The sequence below is a fragment of the Chitinophaga sp. CB10 genome (assembly GCA_001870995.2).
GTDB lineage: Bacteria > Bacteroidota > Bacteroidia > Chitinophagales > Chitinophagaceae > Chitinophaga.
Genome location: MLAV02000019.1, coordinates 86,416 through 101,757 on the forward strand (window position 1 = coordinate 86,416; position 15,342 = coordinate 101,757).

Genomic DNA, 15,342 nt, shown 5'->3' on the forward strand with positions numbered 1-15,342 from the left:
TGATTTTTCAAAGCGGGAAATTCATTTACGCAAAACGGAAATACAATCATTGCAAAAAAGCGCTTATTATACCCATTCGTTAATATGGCTGGCATTACCCATACTCATCTCCCTTGCGGAAATAGTAAAGGTGATCGTCATAGGATGCTCATCTGCATAATGGAATATTTCTTCGAATTTAACAAGGTACCCTTCCTTGAACTCCAGGCATTTAAGTTTGGCATCCGTATCTCTTTTATAGAACGTGACGGTACCATCTTTACGCTCGAAGTTATTCACCATCCATTCAAACAAGTCCGTTTTACCGGTTGACTCAACGGTCAGGGTAATTCTCCCACCCCTTGTTATAGCAGAAGGCCGGCCGGTGGCATCGGTTTCCTGGCTTAGCGCATAAGCGACCCTTTGTACATTGTAATTTTCTCCATTAATTGTTAATACTGATTTAAAAGACATGGTTAAGGAGTTTAAAGGTTAACAAACAAGTAATTTATTATTGAGCCCGACTATTTACCAACAGCATCCTGCAGTTATCGAGATCTCTCGTCCTTGACTCGAGCTGCTGTAGCAATGTCGCATTCTCTGCTTTTAAGGTGAGCATGATCTGTTGGGACTGACTGCTTTCCCTGAGTTGCTGCTTGCATTGTTGTAATTGCAAACAGCATTGAATGATATCATCATAAAATATAAAGTTAGGATTCGAAGCAGGCGCCATAGTACGCATACCTGCCAGTGTGGCCGCAATTACCTGGTCCGTATAAACGGCATTATTGCCAGGCTCATTCACTGCCATGAGTTCCTTTTTAACGGATGACAACCTGGACATGAAGGAATCCCTCAACTGCTGTTGCGACTCCTGATATAGCAATTCATCCCTGAGTATCCTGTTTTCCAGTACGGGCGCCTCATAATGAAAAAATATACCTGTAAAAAGCAACACGACTGAAATTACATACAGCAACAGGAATAGTAAAAGCGACTTTTTACGTTCCGAACGATTTAATGGCTTCATATGACGCGCGATGATAAATTAATCTCTTTATGATTGCAACAGGCGGCTATTCGGAGAATGACCACCTGGATTTCTTCGATTGCTTTTCGTAAACGATACCAGCGCTTCTTTCTTCCTTAACAAAAATATTGGCATCCGGGCGTTTCCCTATATATTCCAACTGACTGATGGTCTGTATGATCTTATGCACCAGCTCCACAAATGTGAGGAGTGGCTTCAGCGCTGCCATCATATCACTATGCCGGTACTTTGCCAGCGTGGCAGCGGCAAAAGTCTGCTCTATTTCCCCTGGCGAAACATCTGACCACTCAGAAAAATATTGAATAAGCTCTTCCTTCATGTGCCCGGCCCGCTGATCAATAGCTGCACACCATGCAGCGGCCAACCGGTACAGGCTCACGTACCATTCGAAAGGATGGATAGTATCCAATATATTAGCTTGCCACCCGTTATATTGGACAAGTATAGCGGACAAATGTTCCGCTATATAAAGCATCGCCAGCCCCAGCTCCTGTGATTGTTGACGGGAATATACCTTCTGGATAATAAGCTTACAACAGGAATGGATATAACCCAACTGCATGGTCGTATGAAGGGCTGTTTCCAGCAGTTGCGAATAAGCTCCCAGGCGTACGCATGGAGGAATGTAACTCACATCCTGCCTCCAGATACCTTGCTGAAGTACAAGCCTTGCCAATGGTACTTCCCACAAGGAACTCCTATTCTCCTCGTCCGGCAACCTGTCGGAAACTGTTAATGCTACTTCCTCCATCACATAATCCGTTTTATATGGCAGCGCTGCTGTATTCACCTGGCCAGCAGGCAACCGGTGATAAGGATGCACCTGGAGCATTACATATCTTTCTCCCTCCTCAATGGGAAGTTGGCAGACAAGTTCCAGGCCCGGCCGTAGCTCCTCGTTTTCCACACGAACGGGTACTATTATCAGCGCTCCACCGGCGGTAATCGCCCGGCAGGCCTGAACAACGATGGTATAGGAAGCACCTGCTGCCGGGATCACTGCCATGTGGAAATCCGTCCCATGGCCAGCATCCGGCAAAAGGCCATACAGTCTGCCTGGGTTAACAGCGCGAAACAACTGGTACCCACGGGATATGAGGCTGTTTTCCAGATCAATAAAGTGACGGCTATTTATTTTCATACCATCCAGCCAGTTGACCAGGGGAAGATAAGTAGGCATATCCATAGTGTTTAAATTAGCTTTTATACACGCATACAAACAATGACGCTATTTTCTTTAATACCGGTAAACTGTACCGGCCTTGTAAAATCCACCACGGACGGAGGCGAAAACTTCCGAAGGCGGTAGAACTGCCAATTGAATGCGTCCCCGTTGGCATCTGCCACCTCAATGGTGCTCTCCGGATGCTTCTCGTTATAGTCATTCAGGAAGTGATAAAAGAAATCTCCCCAACTGATATGTAAAGGCGCACGGGCCCTGAAATACGTGAGCCTGTCATCCTCGAAAGTCTTACGGATGCGAAGCCCTACTACCAAAAGTTCATTCATATCTTCTTCGACTATATCCTGCACGATTGAGCTTGCAGGATAACTCCACGGGGGATACGCAGGAGGCGGAATATTGTAAAAAGCCTTGCTCATTTCTATGATAGTCACGGTCAGAAAAAGCATCACCTGCGCCCGCCACAGTAATGCTGCCGACAGGGATGTTATCAGTGTCCAATAACTGAATGCCCATATTGCCGTACATACAAACAACACGTAGCATAAGGTTAGCAATACCAGGAGGCAAATACTCTGATTCCGGCTGAGATTCAGATAACTGACTACCACAGCAAAGTACACGCCCATTAATACCGCTATAATCTCCACAGCTATAAATATCCACCAGGATGAGGCCAGCAATTTAGGAACAAGGACGGTGAGCAGGCATCCCAGGCTAAATCCCACCAACAACATCACCAGGAGGATAGGTTTCTTCTTCGCTGAGGCAGGCCAGTTATGCCAACATATCATAGCCAGGGTGAGCGTAGCGCCTGACAAAAGGGATAACCAAAACAGATTTTTCATATGAAGTAAGTTTAGCAGAAACTGGTATGGCCGAGCTGAAAAGTACCACAAAGCTCTGATGGATGCGGTAACACCTTCCACTCTATAATTGATTCTACGGGAAGCTGGTTTATACATATCCGGCGCAAGGCCCCACCCTTTTCAGCATATGGCATAAAATCTTTTGAAATAGTATTCATCAGCGGCCCAATAGTAACCATAACAGTCGGCCTGTGCATATAGCAGCGATTACCCGCAACAAAAGTTTGCGCCAGGCTTATGTTACCGAGTTCTCCACCGAAACTGGTAGTTGTTACCTTTACCTCCCGTTCGCAGGAGATATTAATTCTCTCCTTAAACATACCTGATAATTGCTGTGCAAATGCCTGTAGGGATCGGTCGTGTAAAAAAACCTGCCCGGGCAGCACCAAACCGGCCCTGGCGGTGCGTAAGGAATAGGCGGTCAACTTGCAGGAGTGCTCAAACAGCAACCGGTCAAATGGCAGGAAAAACCGCCGGGCTGCAACCTCTTCCTGTCTGCTTCTTCTGCTGGTTGTGGCCATTTGCGTTACATCCTGCAATACTTCAGGATGAATATTTTCATGAAAAAGCAACTCCGGTAACAAGTCGTACAAGCTGCTGCGACGTAACCATAAACTACCATCCGAAGTGAAGTCCAACTCAGGTAGTAGCCTACGTATAGCAGCACCTTGGTTAAATACAGGAAACGAAATTTCCTTATTGACGGACAAAAGTGTTTCAGCTGCAATAGCATGAAAAGAAATATGATCAGGCATACAGAAAGGTTAACTAATTAATAAAAAGCCTGAAGGGAATGGAGTAAAGAAATGTACCAGATTGAGTACAACACAAAAGTATAGGAAATTGAAATTAACAACAAAAAAAATCTTTTGATTCAAAATTTTTTTTCGAATATTTTTATTCATATTTGCATTACAACCAACCATATCCTCCAGCAGGAAATAAAACATTGTTTGATAACCTAAAACCTTAACGATGAAGCATTTCAGCCCATCGAACCCTCACGATTTATTTCTCCTCCTGATACCGGTAAGCCTTGCTATCAGCGGAATTATTCACTTAATGTTGAACAAGCATACAAAGCAGGATCATTTAAAAATTACTACTGCTAACGGTAACGAATACACGGTTAATTCCAGCATCATCTTGTCCCTCAGTGGCAACACCTTAGGGACTGCTCCCTTCTGGATTCTTTCTCCGCATCGTTACCGGGCTGGGAACAGTATTCAGTTTTCGGGCACGCGCGCAGGAAATATTTTCTTATCAGCTGTCTTAAATAATAAAGTTGCTACTGCTAAAGTATTTATGTCTCCTGCGAATACAGCGTTACCCACTGCACCTACACCCAGGGCTGTTATTATCGGACCGGCGCAGGTCTTTGCGGGCCAGCCTTGTATCTACTATTGCAGAAATGATTCCGCCAGGAGTTATCAATGGCGTTTAATGAGCGACAGCAATAGTCTGCAAACAGCCAACAGCTTCCGTGTTACCTTTCGTTACCCGGGCGAGCAACATCTCACACTTACGTTGAATAATGACCCAACTACCACGGTCATTAAACTAATTCAGGTATTGGCTCCTGATGAAAAAAAGCCTGTGCCCCAGTTGGCCATTCCTACTCCAATTCCTGCCATTCCCGCTGCCGCAAAACCTGTTGCTCCAACGGTCAGCGATCCGGCATTTCAGCAATTGTTCCTGCAACTGGTGGAGGGAAAAAAAGACGTAGCCGAAATATTACAATACCTCTGTAATCAGACGGAAACGATGGTTGTACTGAATGATAAGCAAGCCGTCACCTTCCTGCAATGCTGTCATCAGCTGCAAAATAAAAGGAACATCCGCCTGCTGTCTATGTCGCTCGCACGAAACGACAACGGCTGCATAGAAGCTATCAATATCCGGCTCGACCGGAAAAAATTTATAGGACTCTTTAAATAACCAACCATGCAAAACAAATACCTGCAGCTGCCTTTGCAGCTTAATGAGCTGCTTAATGGCGGCCGGCTGAGCAGAATACATGTTAAAGACTCCATCAAACAACATATATGGCTGCTTGTAAATACGTACCAGGGGGAGCATAGCCACAAGCCAGCATATGGGTTCCCTTTATGGGAACAAACTTTGCGGATCAATCCCAATTCGCAACTCCTGAAATCACATATCGAATTGTCGTTACAGCAATACCTCACTCAATTTGAAACGCGCATGCATCAATTCAACATTGCCGTATCCTTTGAGAACGAGAACCATATCACTATCAGCCTGAAAGGCTGCACGGTGTATTGCAACCAGGAATTTAATATTGATTACCAGCTATTGGTTCACCCCTTACTGTACAAGTAATGATTAAAGAAACTATTAAATCAAGGTTACTACAGCTTGCAGCAGCGCAGCATAATGACGCTCATTCGGGAGCAATCCCTCATGACCCTATTGTTACTTTACTCATGGAGGCGCTGGCCGGCGAACTGTCCAGACTGCACGAATTCCAGGATCAAATGCAATCGGGTATTTTACAACACCTGGCGTCGGTATTGCTCAACGATACTATTACCTGTAGTTTGCCGGGTCATACTTTGCTACATGGAACGCCATGTGACGTAACGATTATTGACCAACAACATGTCTTCAAGGATCAGGGAGAAGGCGCTGTTTTTATCCCGGTGGGAACTCATAAACTGTTTCCAGTGACCTTACGCCATATTTTTTATCCGGATAGAATTGTCCAGCTCAATGAAGGTCTGCAGCAGGAGATTGTAATCCGGGAGCCCATTATGCACGATACATCCCCCAGGATAATCCTAATGGCACAGACAGATACAGTTCCATCAGACCTTTGTGGATTTTCTATATTTTTAGACATCCCCGAACATTTGCAGGAAAGCATTACACCGCTCCTGCCGCTGCTTTCATGCAAGGTTAACGGCTGTAAGGCAACGGTGGAACGGTTATTCTACCACGAAATAGCCGGTATGCCCTCCCCCGTTCCCCATGCCTATACACAGCAGGCTTTAAATACTTACAGGTCACAGGTTATTACGATTACGTCCTGTGAGCTGGCTGATCAACACGTAGCAGCGGAGCCGCCTATTATATTGCAACCTTTCCTGCAACAACAATTAATCGCTTTACCGGAGTGCAATATCTGGATGGAGCTTGAGCTTCCTGGTATCTCACATGAATGGATAACCGAGATTAAGTGTTATATTAACTGCTTCCCTGCCGTTAATATATCCTCCAGTGAAATTATTCATGAGATACATCCGCTACACAAAGTATTCCAGTTGAAATGCGATGATGACTTTTTATGCCTTGGCGCAGTCACTGACCAGGATGGAACTCCATTTATCCAAATGACCGACAAGACATCCGCAGAACTCCAGCCGGGTGAATTGAACCTGCTGCATGCAGAAAAACAGCGGATGGATAAGCGTGGCGTCGTACGGCTATTGGAAGCGTGCATTAGGGGATTAAGGGAAGAAGTTCAACTTATCGGCCAGCTGGGTCACAATCATCTACTGCAAATATTAGAAGAGCTTACCCAAAAGATAAATTACCTGGAAGAAGTGGTATATCCGGATCAGCGCCGGCCAGCCTGGCCAACGATTGCATTCCAGCCACATTCGGGATCCACCCGAATGACGGTGCAATATTATACGACCAAAGGCGCCAGGCTATCTACAATACCCACGTTTAGCAAATGGCAGGAGCAGGGTAACACGGTCTTCCTGCCAAATAGTATTGTCAACCTAACGCCGGTGATTAACGGGATACCGGCCCCTTCCCCGGAAAAGCAGGTCCAATTATTCCGTGCACAGTTATATGCACAGCAGAGAATTGTCAATGGAGCGGATGTAGAACAGTGCTGCCGGACTGTTTTAGGCCCCTACTTCTCCTCCGTACGAATCGAACAAGGTGTCGCGCTATCACCCTTACCCGATCAAGGGTATATAAGGACGATAGACGTTCATATCACCCTGGATCAGTCAGCCTCGCACTGTCATAAAGATCTGTTATCCTATTACCGGAGAGTTATCCTGCAGCAGCTTGACGAAAATAGTGTAGGGCTGGCCGGCTACCGGGTATTTCTCATCCCACCATAACCCGATTAAACATTAATGCCTTTTACCCTCCCAAATGATATCCAGCGCGAGGTAATGCACATCTGTAATGTTATGGCCGGCGCCTAACAGATCGTTCATATATCCGATATCAATCGTCCAGGGTAGATGCAAAGGATGAGTGGTATAATAAACAGTAAACCGGGTTTCACGGTAACCATAGGAAGTCCATTGCACGGGCAAGTGTTCCTTGCTGATGGAGAATAGCACTTCAGCGCTTCCGCTTAACTTGTTATGGTTAGGGCCAGGCAACGGCATGCTCAACTGAGATTTGATACGGGTTCGAAACTGAAAATTTTCTTCGCCGGTTTTAAAATCAGGTGTAAAGAACTTTCTGAATTCCTGGCGCAGGGTATTTTTCCACTTTAGCCGGCCAACGTCCGTGGATAGTGCATACCTGCCATAAATCCGGAATTCCTGTTCTATAGCAGGATCTGCACTATGATAAGGATAAGTTTCCTCGTAACTGTTTTGCCGCCGGTAGCTTAGGGCGTAGGAAAACTCTTTATTCTTGCTGTAATGTTGGTAAAATTCCTGGTTCAGTACCAATATGGCCTGATGATGGAACGGGTTGGCATCACCTGCAGGATCACTGGTTCGTCCAACACCAATATATGAAAGCGATGTAACTTTCCCGGCTGTATCAAGCGGCTGCCGCCATCCCAGGGCCATCCAGAAGGCGGTATTTGCTTTTCCAAGGCCCGGTGGACTAATTTGTGCTGAAGCTGCCACCGTAAAAAGAGAAAAGAATATAACCAGTGGAAAAAATTTTATAAATGGAAAAGACAGCTCGTTGTTTATTTTCATAATAACTGTTGACTTGAAATAGAAATATGGCCTACTGTATGGCTGCCATATGCAGCCACACGCAGGCATAATTGCTCACTGTTTGAATAGCTTTATATAAAATCAGTTATTATCATAAGGTATCTGTAACTGGCTGTACAGGATATAGCGGGGTTGAGGAGTGCTGGCAGCCAGCAGCCTTTCATTACGCCGACTGGGCGTAAAGTGGATATGATAATCAACATTCAATTTAGCGGTGATATGACGCCATAATTTCAGAAACAGGATAGGAAGTTGGCCTTGTTCGGTTTTATTTTCTTCATTTTCTTCTGAAATGAATTCGACGTCCTGAAGGGGCTCGGAAGCAGTATGAAAAGCAAAGGCTTGTCCTTGTGTGTCAGTAGGTTTGTTTGTAATGATTGGGGCTTGGAACTCTAAGCCCTTGAGAGGGGCAATACAGGGATCAATACAGGGGTCAATACAAGATTCAAAAGCGAGGGCCTGTTCACCCACCGAAACAATATACCGGGTATCAACTGGGTCTCCGGCGGCGTCACCTTCGGGTCCCACTCGATTTTGCCGGTGATCACCTGTTTCACAATGCGGGTATCCACCGCATCGCGGCGGGGCAAGGTAGCGCCGGACGAAATCAGTAAATGCTATGGCCTTGATGGGATTAGTACAAGATTCAGCAACAAAGCCTTGTTCTTCTCTGGCATTAGTAACCAGCCCACTGCAAAAATCATTTTTCGCATCCCCTGGTCCGCTAAGTCCATCCAATGTTTGAACCTGCCTATTAAGTGCCGCATTACCATTATACAGATAGCAACCCGCTTTCCTCCATCCTCCTGTCAGGAAAAAAGCAGCCATTATTATCCATACTAAAGTTCGCAAAACTACCCCCATTCAATAAAATGATTCTGCCGCTAAATTAAACCCTCTCTGCTTGCATTACTAGTACAAATCAGGAATTCCTTATCCCGAAACAGTACTATACATCCATACATTATCATGAAACTAAGCAGGCGGCCCTGCGGTAACAACTCCATACAGGGCCTTCCCGCTCATCATTAACCCAAATGAACAGCATGTAGAAACATGCCGATTTTGTTAAAACCATTTCAATCTATGAAACATCACCTGAGGCGAATTCTCCTATTTGAATTTCTCCACACAACTGCCTGTATCACACAAAATCCGGTTCCAGCATATACGCCGGTAAATTTCGCCGCCGAATTTTCACTATCAGCGGAGGCGGAATATTTCGCAGCTTGATGGCTACCCATATCGCTTCCTCATGGAGCATAGTGGCTGGTATTACTACCCCTATGGACGCTTTACGGCGTTGCTGTACCACCGTACTTCCGGTTTGATACAATAAAGGCATTCCTTCCAGCGCTTTGGATCGTATGTTCTGCTTCAACACCCTGACGGCTTCCACTTCCGCAGGAACAACAGATTTCCCGCTAAGGCCAAGATGCAGATAAAACAAGTTTTTCAATTTCATCCCCCGGACGAATCCCGCAACGACTTTATAATGCCTCACTTTGGCATGCAGCTTTCCGGGATCGCTCAGGAAATTTCCGGCAATGCGGGCCACTCCCAGGGTATCCGGCCTGTCAAACGCATTTTCTGCGGACTTGTCAGCAATAGCGAGCAACTGCTGCCAGCTGTTGGATGTACTATTGCCATGATTTGATTTTCGTTTTGCAGGAATGCGGTACTGTAAAGTGTTCTGTGCCATTGCCGGATCGTAGATAACGACCACGGGGTACACACGCTTTGCAGTAATGATCACGGCACTTGTGGCAATAGGCGGTATGCCGATAGCACGAATCATGACAACCTTTCCCAGTAGTTGGGTATTATACCAGGGATGTTCGCTTTCTATTTGCATCACCTTCACCGGCGACCTGCAAGTGATCAATGTAGCCGCTTTCCCCGTAACAAGTATGGTATCCGCCTGTGCCCACGCGCTTAGGCGTAACTGCAGCAGGCATAATAACAGCAGCCATTTAATGCGTTTGTTCATAATTAGTTTCCCATTCATTGTTTTGCTCTCCTTTATGTCCATCCATACGAATCAGGAAGTTCCTTGCGGGGAAATATGGCTTCAGGAAAATATCGAGGTGAATCGTGTCTTTATCCCGGGTATCCTGCTCAAACCTGCGGATTTCAAAATCTTCTATTAGTCGCTCAGGGCCTGTAATGCCATCCAGGAATTGAATTATCTGCCGCTGCAAATCCTTCCTGGTATTGGCGCTGAAGTTCTCGAACGCCCTGCGGTTCAGAAAATCTATCAACACTTTGGTGACGTAGTCAAAGACGCGTACGACAGAATAGGTTTGCAGCCCCAGGTTTTCCCCGTTAAATAAAGTCCTTGCACTGAAGGCCATCACTTTTCCGTATTCCTGCACAATCGGCACCAGCCCTAACTTTTCCAGAGAAGCGATTTCACTTTTCTTCAGGGGAAAGTTCACACCTTCAACGTCAATCAGGCTACCGAATTTTTTACCGGCTGTCACCTGTGACATAATAGTCTGGTAAATCCTGCCGGCCAGGGCGCCGGAAGCGGGAACGAATAAGTGAGACGCTTCGCCCACGAGGTCCGCTTTCACCCGGCCGATCAGCCAGTTGCAGGTCATGATCACATTGGAACGATAAGCGTCCGCGCCGGTGAGCTGGGCCATTTCAAACACCTCCATTACATCGTCCGGCGCATCCAGCTGACAGAAGTCGGTAAGGAGCATGCACTTGTTGTCATATGCAATTCTTGCCCAGCGTTCCAGTATCATATTAGAGCCAGCATAACCCGGGATGATCAACAGGCTGTAGTTATCACGCAGGTCCAACCGGTCATAATGCTGTTGGAGTTCGGCTTTAACCGCATCTAAAAAACGAGTATTATCTGCATCACGCAGCTGTTCCGGCGCGGCGTTCAGGAAGCTGACATTCTTTATTTTGTCCTGCGTGGTGTTACTAAAGAACAGGGCCACATTACGGTAGGACCGCTCCAACTCCTTCGATTCCTCCAATGCCAGCAGCAGGTTCTCCTTCAGCAGTGTTTCCGACTCCAATATCGCTTCATTACACGCCGCCTGCATGGTTGCAATACCCTCGTGGCTTCTCAGTAACCCGGCCCATATTTGCAGTAATTTTTTGAGGCGAAGGCGGTCCGACTCCTTTGAGGCTTCAGTGAGGAACAACTGTCGCCTCGCTTTGCGGTCCGGGTTTAAATTTTGGGTTCCCTCAATGGCGGATTCCAAGAGTTCGAAGCCGCCAAAGCTGCCCAGCGCCTGCAGTGGCTGGACCAGCTGAACTTCTGTGGTTAACATAACAATGGTTTTATTTCAATAAGTAGTTTATGAATACAAAAATTTTAATGGCGTTGATTGCAGTGGCATCAAAAGCATACCCAAAGCCCACACACCTCTCCCAAGATTACAACAGGCACAGCCATCTAATTCCGGAACACAACAGCTCACCGGATTCAATTTCCTTCAACACCATTTCGGCCATTTTTCTGCTGACCCTACCAGGTTGTTTAACCCGGTCCTCCCTGCCCCAGTCACCACCAGCCTCATTAAAAAATCTACCCCCTCACAACTCCTCCGCCAACCGCTCCACCACCTCCAACAACCCCGCCTTCGCCGCATCATCCTCCAAAGCCGCCCTCAACAACTTATTCGTATGCAAATGCTTCAGTATCTGCAAATACAACGCCCGCGTGGTCGACATATCCTTCAGGAATACACTCTGCGCAGTGATCCCCGATGGCCCAAAATCAGCCACCCCCCTAAAACATAACTCCTCCGTTACCGGCGCCCCACGGGCATCCCTAAACGTAACCTTCACCGACGGCCGGTAATGCGCAAATACCGCGGCAATACCCGTCAATCCCTTTACCACCTCCGGCCGCAACGGCGGATGCTGGGTGAACCTTTCTGTAAATAATGTTCTGTTTGGAGAAATCTCCGCGATGGATTCCTGGGTGTCCGGCCTGACCTCAGTGCCGCCAATCCCTGAGCTTTTCAACATGGTTGGTATGGTTAAGCAAACAATCTTATTACACTACAAAATTATGCATCCTGATCATGCAATACTCACCATTTTAAACTTTTTATCCCCCGATTGAAAATTCCACGGAAACTACGACCTGGAGAAGGCTGCAACTGTCCAAATGCTCACATTTTTTTGCACATTCCCCATCAGCTCCAACTGTTGGTTAAACGACAACAACTCATTATACAACCAACTCCTGTCCGTCAACGGACGGCTGAAATTCAATTCGAAAAAATCAATCCCCGAATTAATACCGATATAAATAAACTGCTGATAAAACGTAACAAACACCTGCGCCGCGCCATTACTCCGCAACGCCACAATATGCTTCAGTAAATTAGGTTTCAACAAATAGGAAGCCTCCGTCACATCCGGCGAAAACACGGTAAACTGCGCGTTAAACGCCGCATCCTGCAGTTGAATATGATGCCCCAGCCGCAAAGCGCCCCGCGGAATCACGCCCTTCGTAAACACATACACCGGCACATCAAAAAAACGGGGCGACTCCAACACCCCGCAACTGCCTGCAAACATCATCTCCTGCGGCCGGCTCGTCACCACCAGGTCGCATATACGAAAAGTGAGGTTATTCCGCTTCCCGGAAATCATATCATTGCCCCGGATGTACGATAAATCCGCATGAAAAAAACCGCTCGCAGCCAGCTCCTCATGCGAAAAATACTGCTCCGGCACATACCGGATCCCAGGCTCCCAGAATTGCAACAACGGCAATATCACCCGCTCCTTATAATCCGTTTCCAGCTCCGCCTTCGGCCGCTCAATAAACTGCCGGATCAGCAGATTGCGGATCAGCATACCGCCCCCCAACGCCAGCAACAGCGCAATGCCAATATAAGCCGCCCGGGTGTACCACGCCTCCCCCTCCTGCTGGTCCAGCTCCACAGGCCGCACCACAAAAAGGTAAAACAGCAGGACAAAACCAGCCAATAGCAGCCACCACCACCAGGTTTTGCGTAAACTCACCCGCACTTTTTCCATGCGCCGCAAATCCTGCTGAAGATAGACTTCCGCAAATTCATTGAAACTGTTCGCCGACTTCATACACTAACTCAGTTGGATGACCAGCTTATGCCTGAAAACCCATTGACCGTGCTAACCTCTTCGCTGATTAAATTTTTAAATGATGACAAGTACACCGCCGATAGCGGGAACGTAAATATTTGGCTTCCGTTGCCAATGGTTATATTGGTAAAAAGCGCCGGAAACAACCTGATCCCCGGCAGCCTTAATTTATATTTCGTAAAAATGATATAACCGTCCACCACCGCGCCCCTCTCCAGCAAATCCGTGAAATGAATGATCTGCGCAGGACGCATCACACTGCCATACAGCTTCACCAGGTACGGCACAGATGGCAGAATAATCAGCCCCCCGATCAGCAGCCAGCCCCAAACCGACGGCAAAGTACCCTCGCCGTACACCAGCATGGTGACCAGAAACACCGCCAATACCATGATGAACTCGGCCATAAAAAAGGCTAAGGTCGTCTGCTTTACATCCTTTTGATGCATCGCCAGGAGCATCACCTTTAATTCCTGGATATTGCGCATGTATCCCTGATTAAATAACAGTTACTGTTTGATTCTTAACCGGATAATATTACTGATCGTCAGATATAAACCCACTATCGCTACAATGCCGTAAACCGCCAGTAATACCCACTCGTTACCGCCTGAAACTTTGTAAATAAGCGTTTCGATACGGGTAAGACTGATGGGGTCGCTATCTGAATCGTGAAACTGTTGATAACGGCTGTAAATCAGCCCCCCTCCTGCTGTTGCAAGCATTAACCCGACTATCACTCCTCCCCAGGAAGGGTCGTCTTCAGTGCGGTTCTCGGGCTTCTCCGGATCGGAATTAACACGACTGTTCATATTGCAGTTTTGTGGTTAAGGATAACGTTCACAATATGATACAGGGACGACAGGCGGCTAACAGCATACTAAAATAATAAAATTTAGCCTTTTTTTGTTCATTGACCGGAAACGGCTACTTCCGGCGGAAAGGCGTAATCCCTCCAGGCCGCCTCCGCCTCCTCTGCCGTCAAACGCCCGCTGTACACCATTACACGATACTTCAGCGTATATACGTTCCCGTGAACCAGCTGCCAGGTTTTCATTTTTGTGGGCGAATAATTTAACATTAGCTCCCCGCCATCCATATCTTCCGGCCATACCCGCAAAGCCTGCGGACTGTCAAAATTATCCGGCGCATTCATAATCAGCATCCCCGCCTCGCCCTGGGGCGTGGTTCCCGTGATCATAACCCATCTGGCCCTTGTACTGTCTGCGTCTTTGCGGGTTTTACCTTCCGAAGTCAGCACCTGGCTGGTTTTGCTGGTGAAATACGGTGTAGCACGCAACGCAAAGCCACCGCCATAGCGATATTGCAATAAAGTAATACCACTGTCTGCCGGAGTACTGAAATCATTCCGCATCTCCCATAACCGGCGCGTACCATTGTCCGTAGCAGCATAAGCCTTCACAGTGTACGTTTCCTCAATCGCCACGGTTGCCTTGCCCGGCGCAGGATACGCCACCTGCTGCTGCTTCACGCTGAAACCGCACCACACATCCCCGCTGGTAACGGACTTTGTGCCGGCATAAAATACTTTTCCCTCTTTTTTATGGACGTTCCAAAAATCCGTCACTTTCCCCTCAAACCGCGTGTGCGTCCACGGGCTCCAAATGCCCATATGATGCGCATGGCCGGATTTTGGAAAAATTGCCGTCAACACCGCTCCATTTGGCGCCCATAAAGGGTGGATAAAGCCACTCCGGCGATATACGGTGTCAATGCCGGCCGGAGGCTCCACAATGGCCGTATTGTATTGTAAGACAGGTGTTTGATTTTGTTTTAGGGAAATTTCAGTGCCGCTTACGGCCGCATGCATACGTCCCCGGGCAAATACTTTCCCCGCGTACAGCCGATATTGACGTTGTTCTCCTGAAGCGGTGGTTCCTCCCAAAACCCAGGTTAGCACCCCCGCATCGTCCTGCTGTACCGCTACCGGCTTCTTTTGGCCGCCGGTCACCTCTTCCAGCTGCCAGCCTTTGCCTGCTGGCAACGCCTTATCCGGCTTGTAACTCACCAGAGTATTGTTGCGGTCATATTCGCCGGCCTTCACCGTTAAACGCAATTCCTGGGCATGCGCCCCCATCGATGATAGCAGCAGTACGGAATATAAAATGTTTCTCATAACGTCGATTGTGCAGCCAAGATAATAGATAGTTGCCCGCTACGCAAGTACATTGCGCAACCCTGCATTAA

17 protein-coding genes are annotated in these 15,342 nt (G+C 47.3%); 3 read left to right on the top strand and 14 right to left on the bottom strand.

The annotated features are described in order from the left end of the window. Positions 1-66 precede the first annotated feature (66 nt). Genes tssD through BOC67_RS22060 form a run of 5 tightly spaced genes read right to left on the bottom strand, consistent with a single transcriptional unit; the run spans position 67 to position 3,837 of the window. The gene (gene tssD, locus BOC67_RS22040; protein WP_291913697.1) at positions 67-453 is read right to left on the bottom strand and encodes a type VI secretion system tube protein TssD; all 387 of its coding nucleotides are present in this window, start codon (positions 451-453) and stop codon (positions 67-69) included. 37 nt (positions 454-490) lie between these two features. Further along, the gene (gene tssO / locus BOC67_RS22045) at positions 491-1,009 is read right to left on the bottom strand and encodes a type VI secretion system TssO (protein ID WP_291913699.1); all 519 of its coding nucleotides are present in this window, start codon (positions 1,007-1,009) and stop codon (positions 491-493) included. A 46-nt stretch (positions 1,010-1,055) separates the two neighbouring features. Next, complete coding sequence (tssK, locus tag BOC67_RS22050) at positions 1,056-2,210, bottom strand: type VI secretion system baseplate subunit TssK (RefSeq protein ID WP_291913701.1); 1,155 nt, start codon at positions 2,208-2,210, stop codon at positions 1,056-1,058. A 23-nt stretch (positions 2,211-2,233) separates the two neighbouring features. Then, positions 2,234-3,061, bottom strand: a complete 828-nt coding sequence (locus BOC67_RS22055) for a TssN family type VI secretion system protein (protein WP_291913703.1) — start codon at positions 3,059-3,061, stop codon at positions 2,234-2,236. 11 nt (positions 3,062-3,072) lie between these two features. Further along, entirely contained in the window at positions 3,073-3,837 is a 765-nt protein-coding gene (locus BOC67_RS22060; RefSeq protein ID WP_291913705.1) for a hypothetical protein, read from the bottom strand. 220 nt (positions 3,838-4,057) lie between these two features. Between BOC67_RS22060 and BOC67_RS22065 the strand changes: the two genes are divergently transcribed. Genes BOC67_RS22065 through BOC67_RS22075 form a run of 3 tightly spaced genes read left to right on the top strand, consistent with a single transcriptional unit; the run spans position 4,058 to position 7,185 of the window. Continuing rightward, a complete protein-coding gene (locus BOC67_RS22065) occupies positions 4,058-5,020 on the top strand; it encodes a hypothetical protein (protein ID WP_291913707.1) in 963 nt (320 codons plus the stop codon). 6 nt (positions 5,021-5,026) lie between these two features. Continuing rightward, a complete protein-coding gene (locus tag BOC67_RS22070; RefSeq protein ID WP_291913709.1) occupies positions 5,027-5,425 on the top strand; it encodes a GPW/gp25 family protein in 399 nt (132 codons plus the stop codon). Further along, a complete protein-coding gene (locus BOC67_RS22075; protein ID WP_291913712.1) occupies positions 5,425-7,185 on the top strand; it encodes a hypothetical protein in 1,761 nt (586 codons plus the stop codon). Before BOC67_RS22070 ends, BOC67_RS22075 begins: the two co-directional genes overlap by 1 nt. A 12-nt stretch (positions 7,186-7,197) precedes the next feature. On the opposite strand, the gene BOC67_RS22080 is transcribed toward BOC67_RS22075, so the two are convergent. The 9 genes from BOC67_RS22080 to BOC67_RS22120 form a co-directional block, all read right to left on the bottom strand. Then, positions 7,198-8,010, bottom strand: coding sequence for a DUF2490 domain-containing protein (locus BOC67_RS22080; RefSeq protein WP_291913716.1), 813 nt, complete (start codon positions 8,008-8,010; stop codon positions 7,198-7,200). 102 nt (positions 8,011-8,112) lie between these two features. Beyond that, complete coding sequence (locus BOC67_RS22085; RefSeq protein WP_291913719.1) at positions 8,113-8,859, bottom strand: hypothetical protein; 747 nt, start codon at positions 8,857-8,859, stop codon at positions 8,113-8,115. Positions 8,860-9,175: 316 nt separating this feature from the next. Then, positions 9,176-10,021 carry a hypothetical protein gene (locus BOC67_RS22090; protein ID WP_291913722.1) on the bottom strand — a complete coding sequence of 282 codons (846 nt, stop codon included), beginning with the start codon at positions 10,019-10,021 and terminating at the stop codon, positions 9,176-9,178. Continuing rightward, on the bottom strand, positions 10,005-11,324 hold the full coding sequence (locus tag BOC67_RS22095; RefSeq protein WP_291913724.1) for a type VI secretion system contractile sheath protein TssC: 1,320 nt from the start codon (positions 11,322-11,324) through the stop codon (positions 10,005-10,007). The genes BOC67_RS22090 and BOC67_RS22095 overlap by 17 nt, the downstream gene beginning before the upstream one ends. 265 nt (positions 11,325-11,589) lie before the next feature. Further along, positions 11,590-12,027 carry a hypothetical protein gene (locus tag BOC67_RS22100; protein ID WP_291913726.1) on the bottom strand — a complete coding sequence of 146 codons (438 nt, stop codon included), beginning with the start codon at positions 12,025-12,027 and terminating at the stop codon, positions 11,590-11,592. Between the two features lie 111 nt (positions 12,028-12,138). Continuing rightward, positions 12,139-13,113, bottom strand: coding sequence for a DUF3137 domain-containing protein (locus tag BOC67_RS22105; protein WP_291913729.1), 975 nt, complete (start codon positions 13,111-13,113; stop codon positions 12,139-12,141). Positions 13,114-13,121: 8 nt separating this feature from the next. Then, positions 13,122-13,622: a hypothetical protein gene (locus BOC67_RS22110; protein WP_291913730.1), complete on the bottom strand. Its 501-nt coding sequence runs from the start codon at positions 13,620-13,622 to the stop codon at positions 13,122-13,124. Between the two features lie 21 nt (positions 13,623-13,643). Then, positions 13,644-13,946: a hypothetical protein gene (locus tag BOC67_RS22115; protein ID WP_291913731.1), complete on the bottom strand. Its 303-nt coding sequence runs from the start codon at positions 13,944-13,946 to the stop codon at positions 13,644-13,646. A 98-nt stretch (positions 13,947-14,044) separates the two neighbouring features. Next, complete coding sequence (locus BOC67_RS22120; protein ID WP_291913733.1) at positions 14,045-15,271, bottom strand: PmoA family protein; 1,227 nt, start codon at positions 15,269-15,271, stop codon at positions 14,045-14,047. Between the last annotated feature and the right edge of the window lie 71 nt (positions 15,272-15,342).

What these genes read in the sequence shown, in the direction of transcription:
- tssD (WP_291913697.1), bottom strand. Translation starts at nt 453, where the DNA reads ATGTCTTTTAAATCAGTATTAACAATTAATGGAGAAAATTACAATGTA.
- tssO (WP_291913699.1), bottom strand. Translation starts at nt 1,009, where the DNA reads ATGAAGCCATTAAATCGTTCGGAACGTAAAAAGTCGCTTTTACTATTC.
- tssK (WP_291913701.1), bottom strand. Translation starts at nt 2,210, where the DNA reads ATGCCTACTTATCTTCCCCTGGTCAACTGGCTGGATGGTATGAAAATA.
- BOC67_RS22055 (WP_291913703.1), bottom strand. Translation starts at nt 3,061, where the DNA reads ATGAAAAATCTGTTTTGGTTATCCCTTTTGTCAGGCGCTACGCTCACC.
- BOC67_RS22060 (WP_291913705.1), bottom strand. Translation starts at nt 3,837, where the DNA reads ATGCCTGATCATATTTCTTTTCATGCTATTGCAGCTGAAACACTTTTG.
- BOC67_RS22065 (WP_291913707.1), top strand. Translation starts at nt 4,058, where the DNA reads ATGAAGCATTTCAGCCCATCGAACCCTCACGATTTATTTCTCCTCCTG.
- BOC67_RS22070 (WP_291913709.1), top strand. Translation starts at nt 5,027, where the DNA reads ATGCAAAACAAATACCTGCAGCTGCCTTTGCAGCTTAATGAGCTGCTT.
- BOC67_RS22075 (WP_291913712.1), top strand. Translation starts at nt 5,425, where the DNA reads ATGATTAAAGAAACTATTAAATCAAGGTTACTACAGCTTGCAGCAGCG.
- BOC67_RS22080 (WP_291913716.1), bottom strand. Translation starts at nt 8,010, where the DNA reads ATGAAAATAAACAACGAGCTGTCTTTTCCATTTATAAAATTTTTTCCA.
- BOC67_RS22085 (WP_291913719.1), bottom strand. Translation starts at nt 8,859, where the DNA reads ATGGCTGCTTTTTTCCTGACAGGAGGATGGAGGAAAGCGGGTTGCTAT.
- BOC67_RS22090 (WP_291913722.1), bottom strand. Translation starts at nt 10,021, where the DNA reads ATGAACAAACGCATTAAATGGCTGCTGTTATTATGCCTGCTGCAGTTA.
- BOC67_RS22095 (WP_291913724.1), bottom strand. Translation starts at nt 11,324, where the DNA reads ATGTTAACCACAGAAGTTCAGCTGGTCCAGCCACTGCAGGCGCTGGGC.
- BOC67_RS22100 (WP_291913726.1), bottom strand. Translation starts at nt 12,027, where the DNA reads ATGTTGAAAAGCTCAGGGATTGGCGGCACTGAGGTCAGGCCGGACACC.
- BOC67_RS22105 (WP_291913729.1), bottom strand. Translation starts at nt 13,113, where the DNA reads ATGAAGTCGGCGAACAGTTTCAATGAATTTGCGGAAGTCTATCTTCAG.
- BOC67_RS22110 (WP_291913730.1), bottom strand. Translation starts at nt 13,622, where the DNA reads ATGCGCAATATCCAGGAATTAAAGGTGATGCTCCTGGCGATGCATCAA.
- BOC67_RS22115 (WP_291913731.1), bottom strand. Translation starts at nt 13,946, where the DNA reads ATGAACAGTCGTGTTAATTCCGATCCGGAGAAGCCCGAGAACCGCACT.
- BOC67_RS22120 (WP_291913733.1), bottom strand. Translation starts at nt 15,271, where the DNA reads ATGAGAAACATTTTATATTCCGTACTGCTGCTATCATCGATGGGGGCG.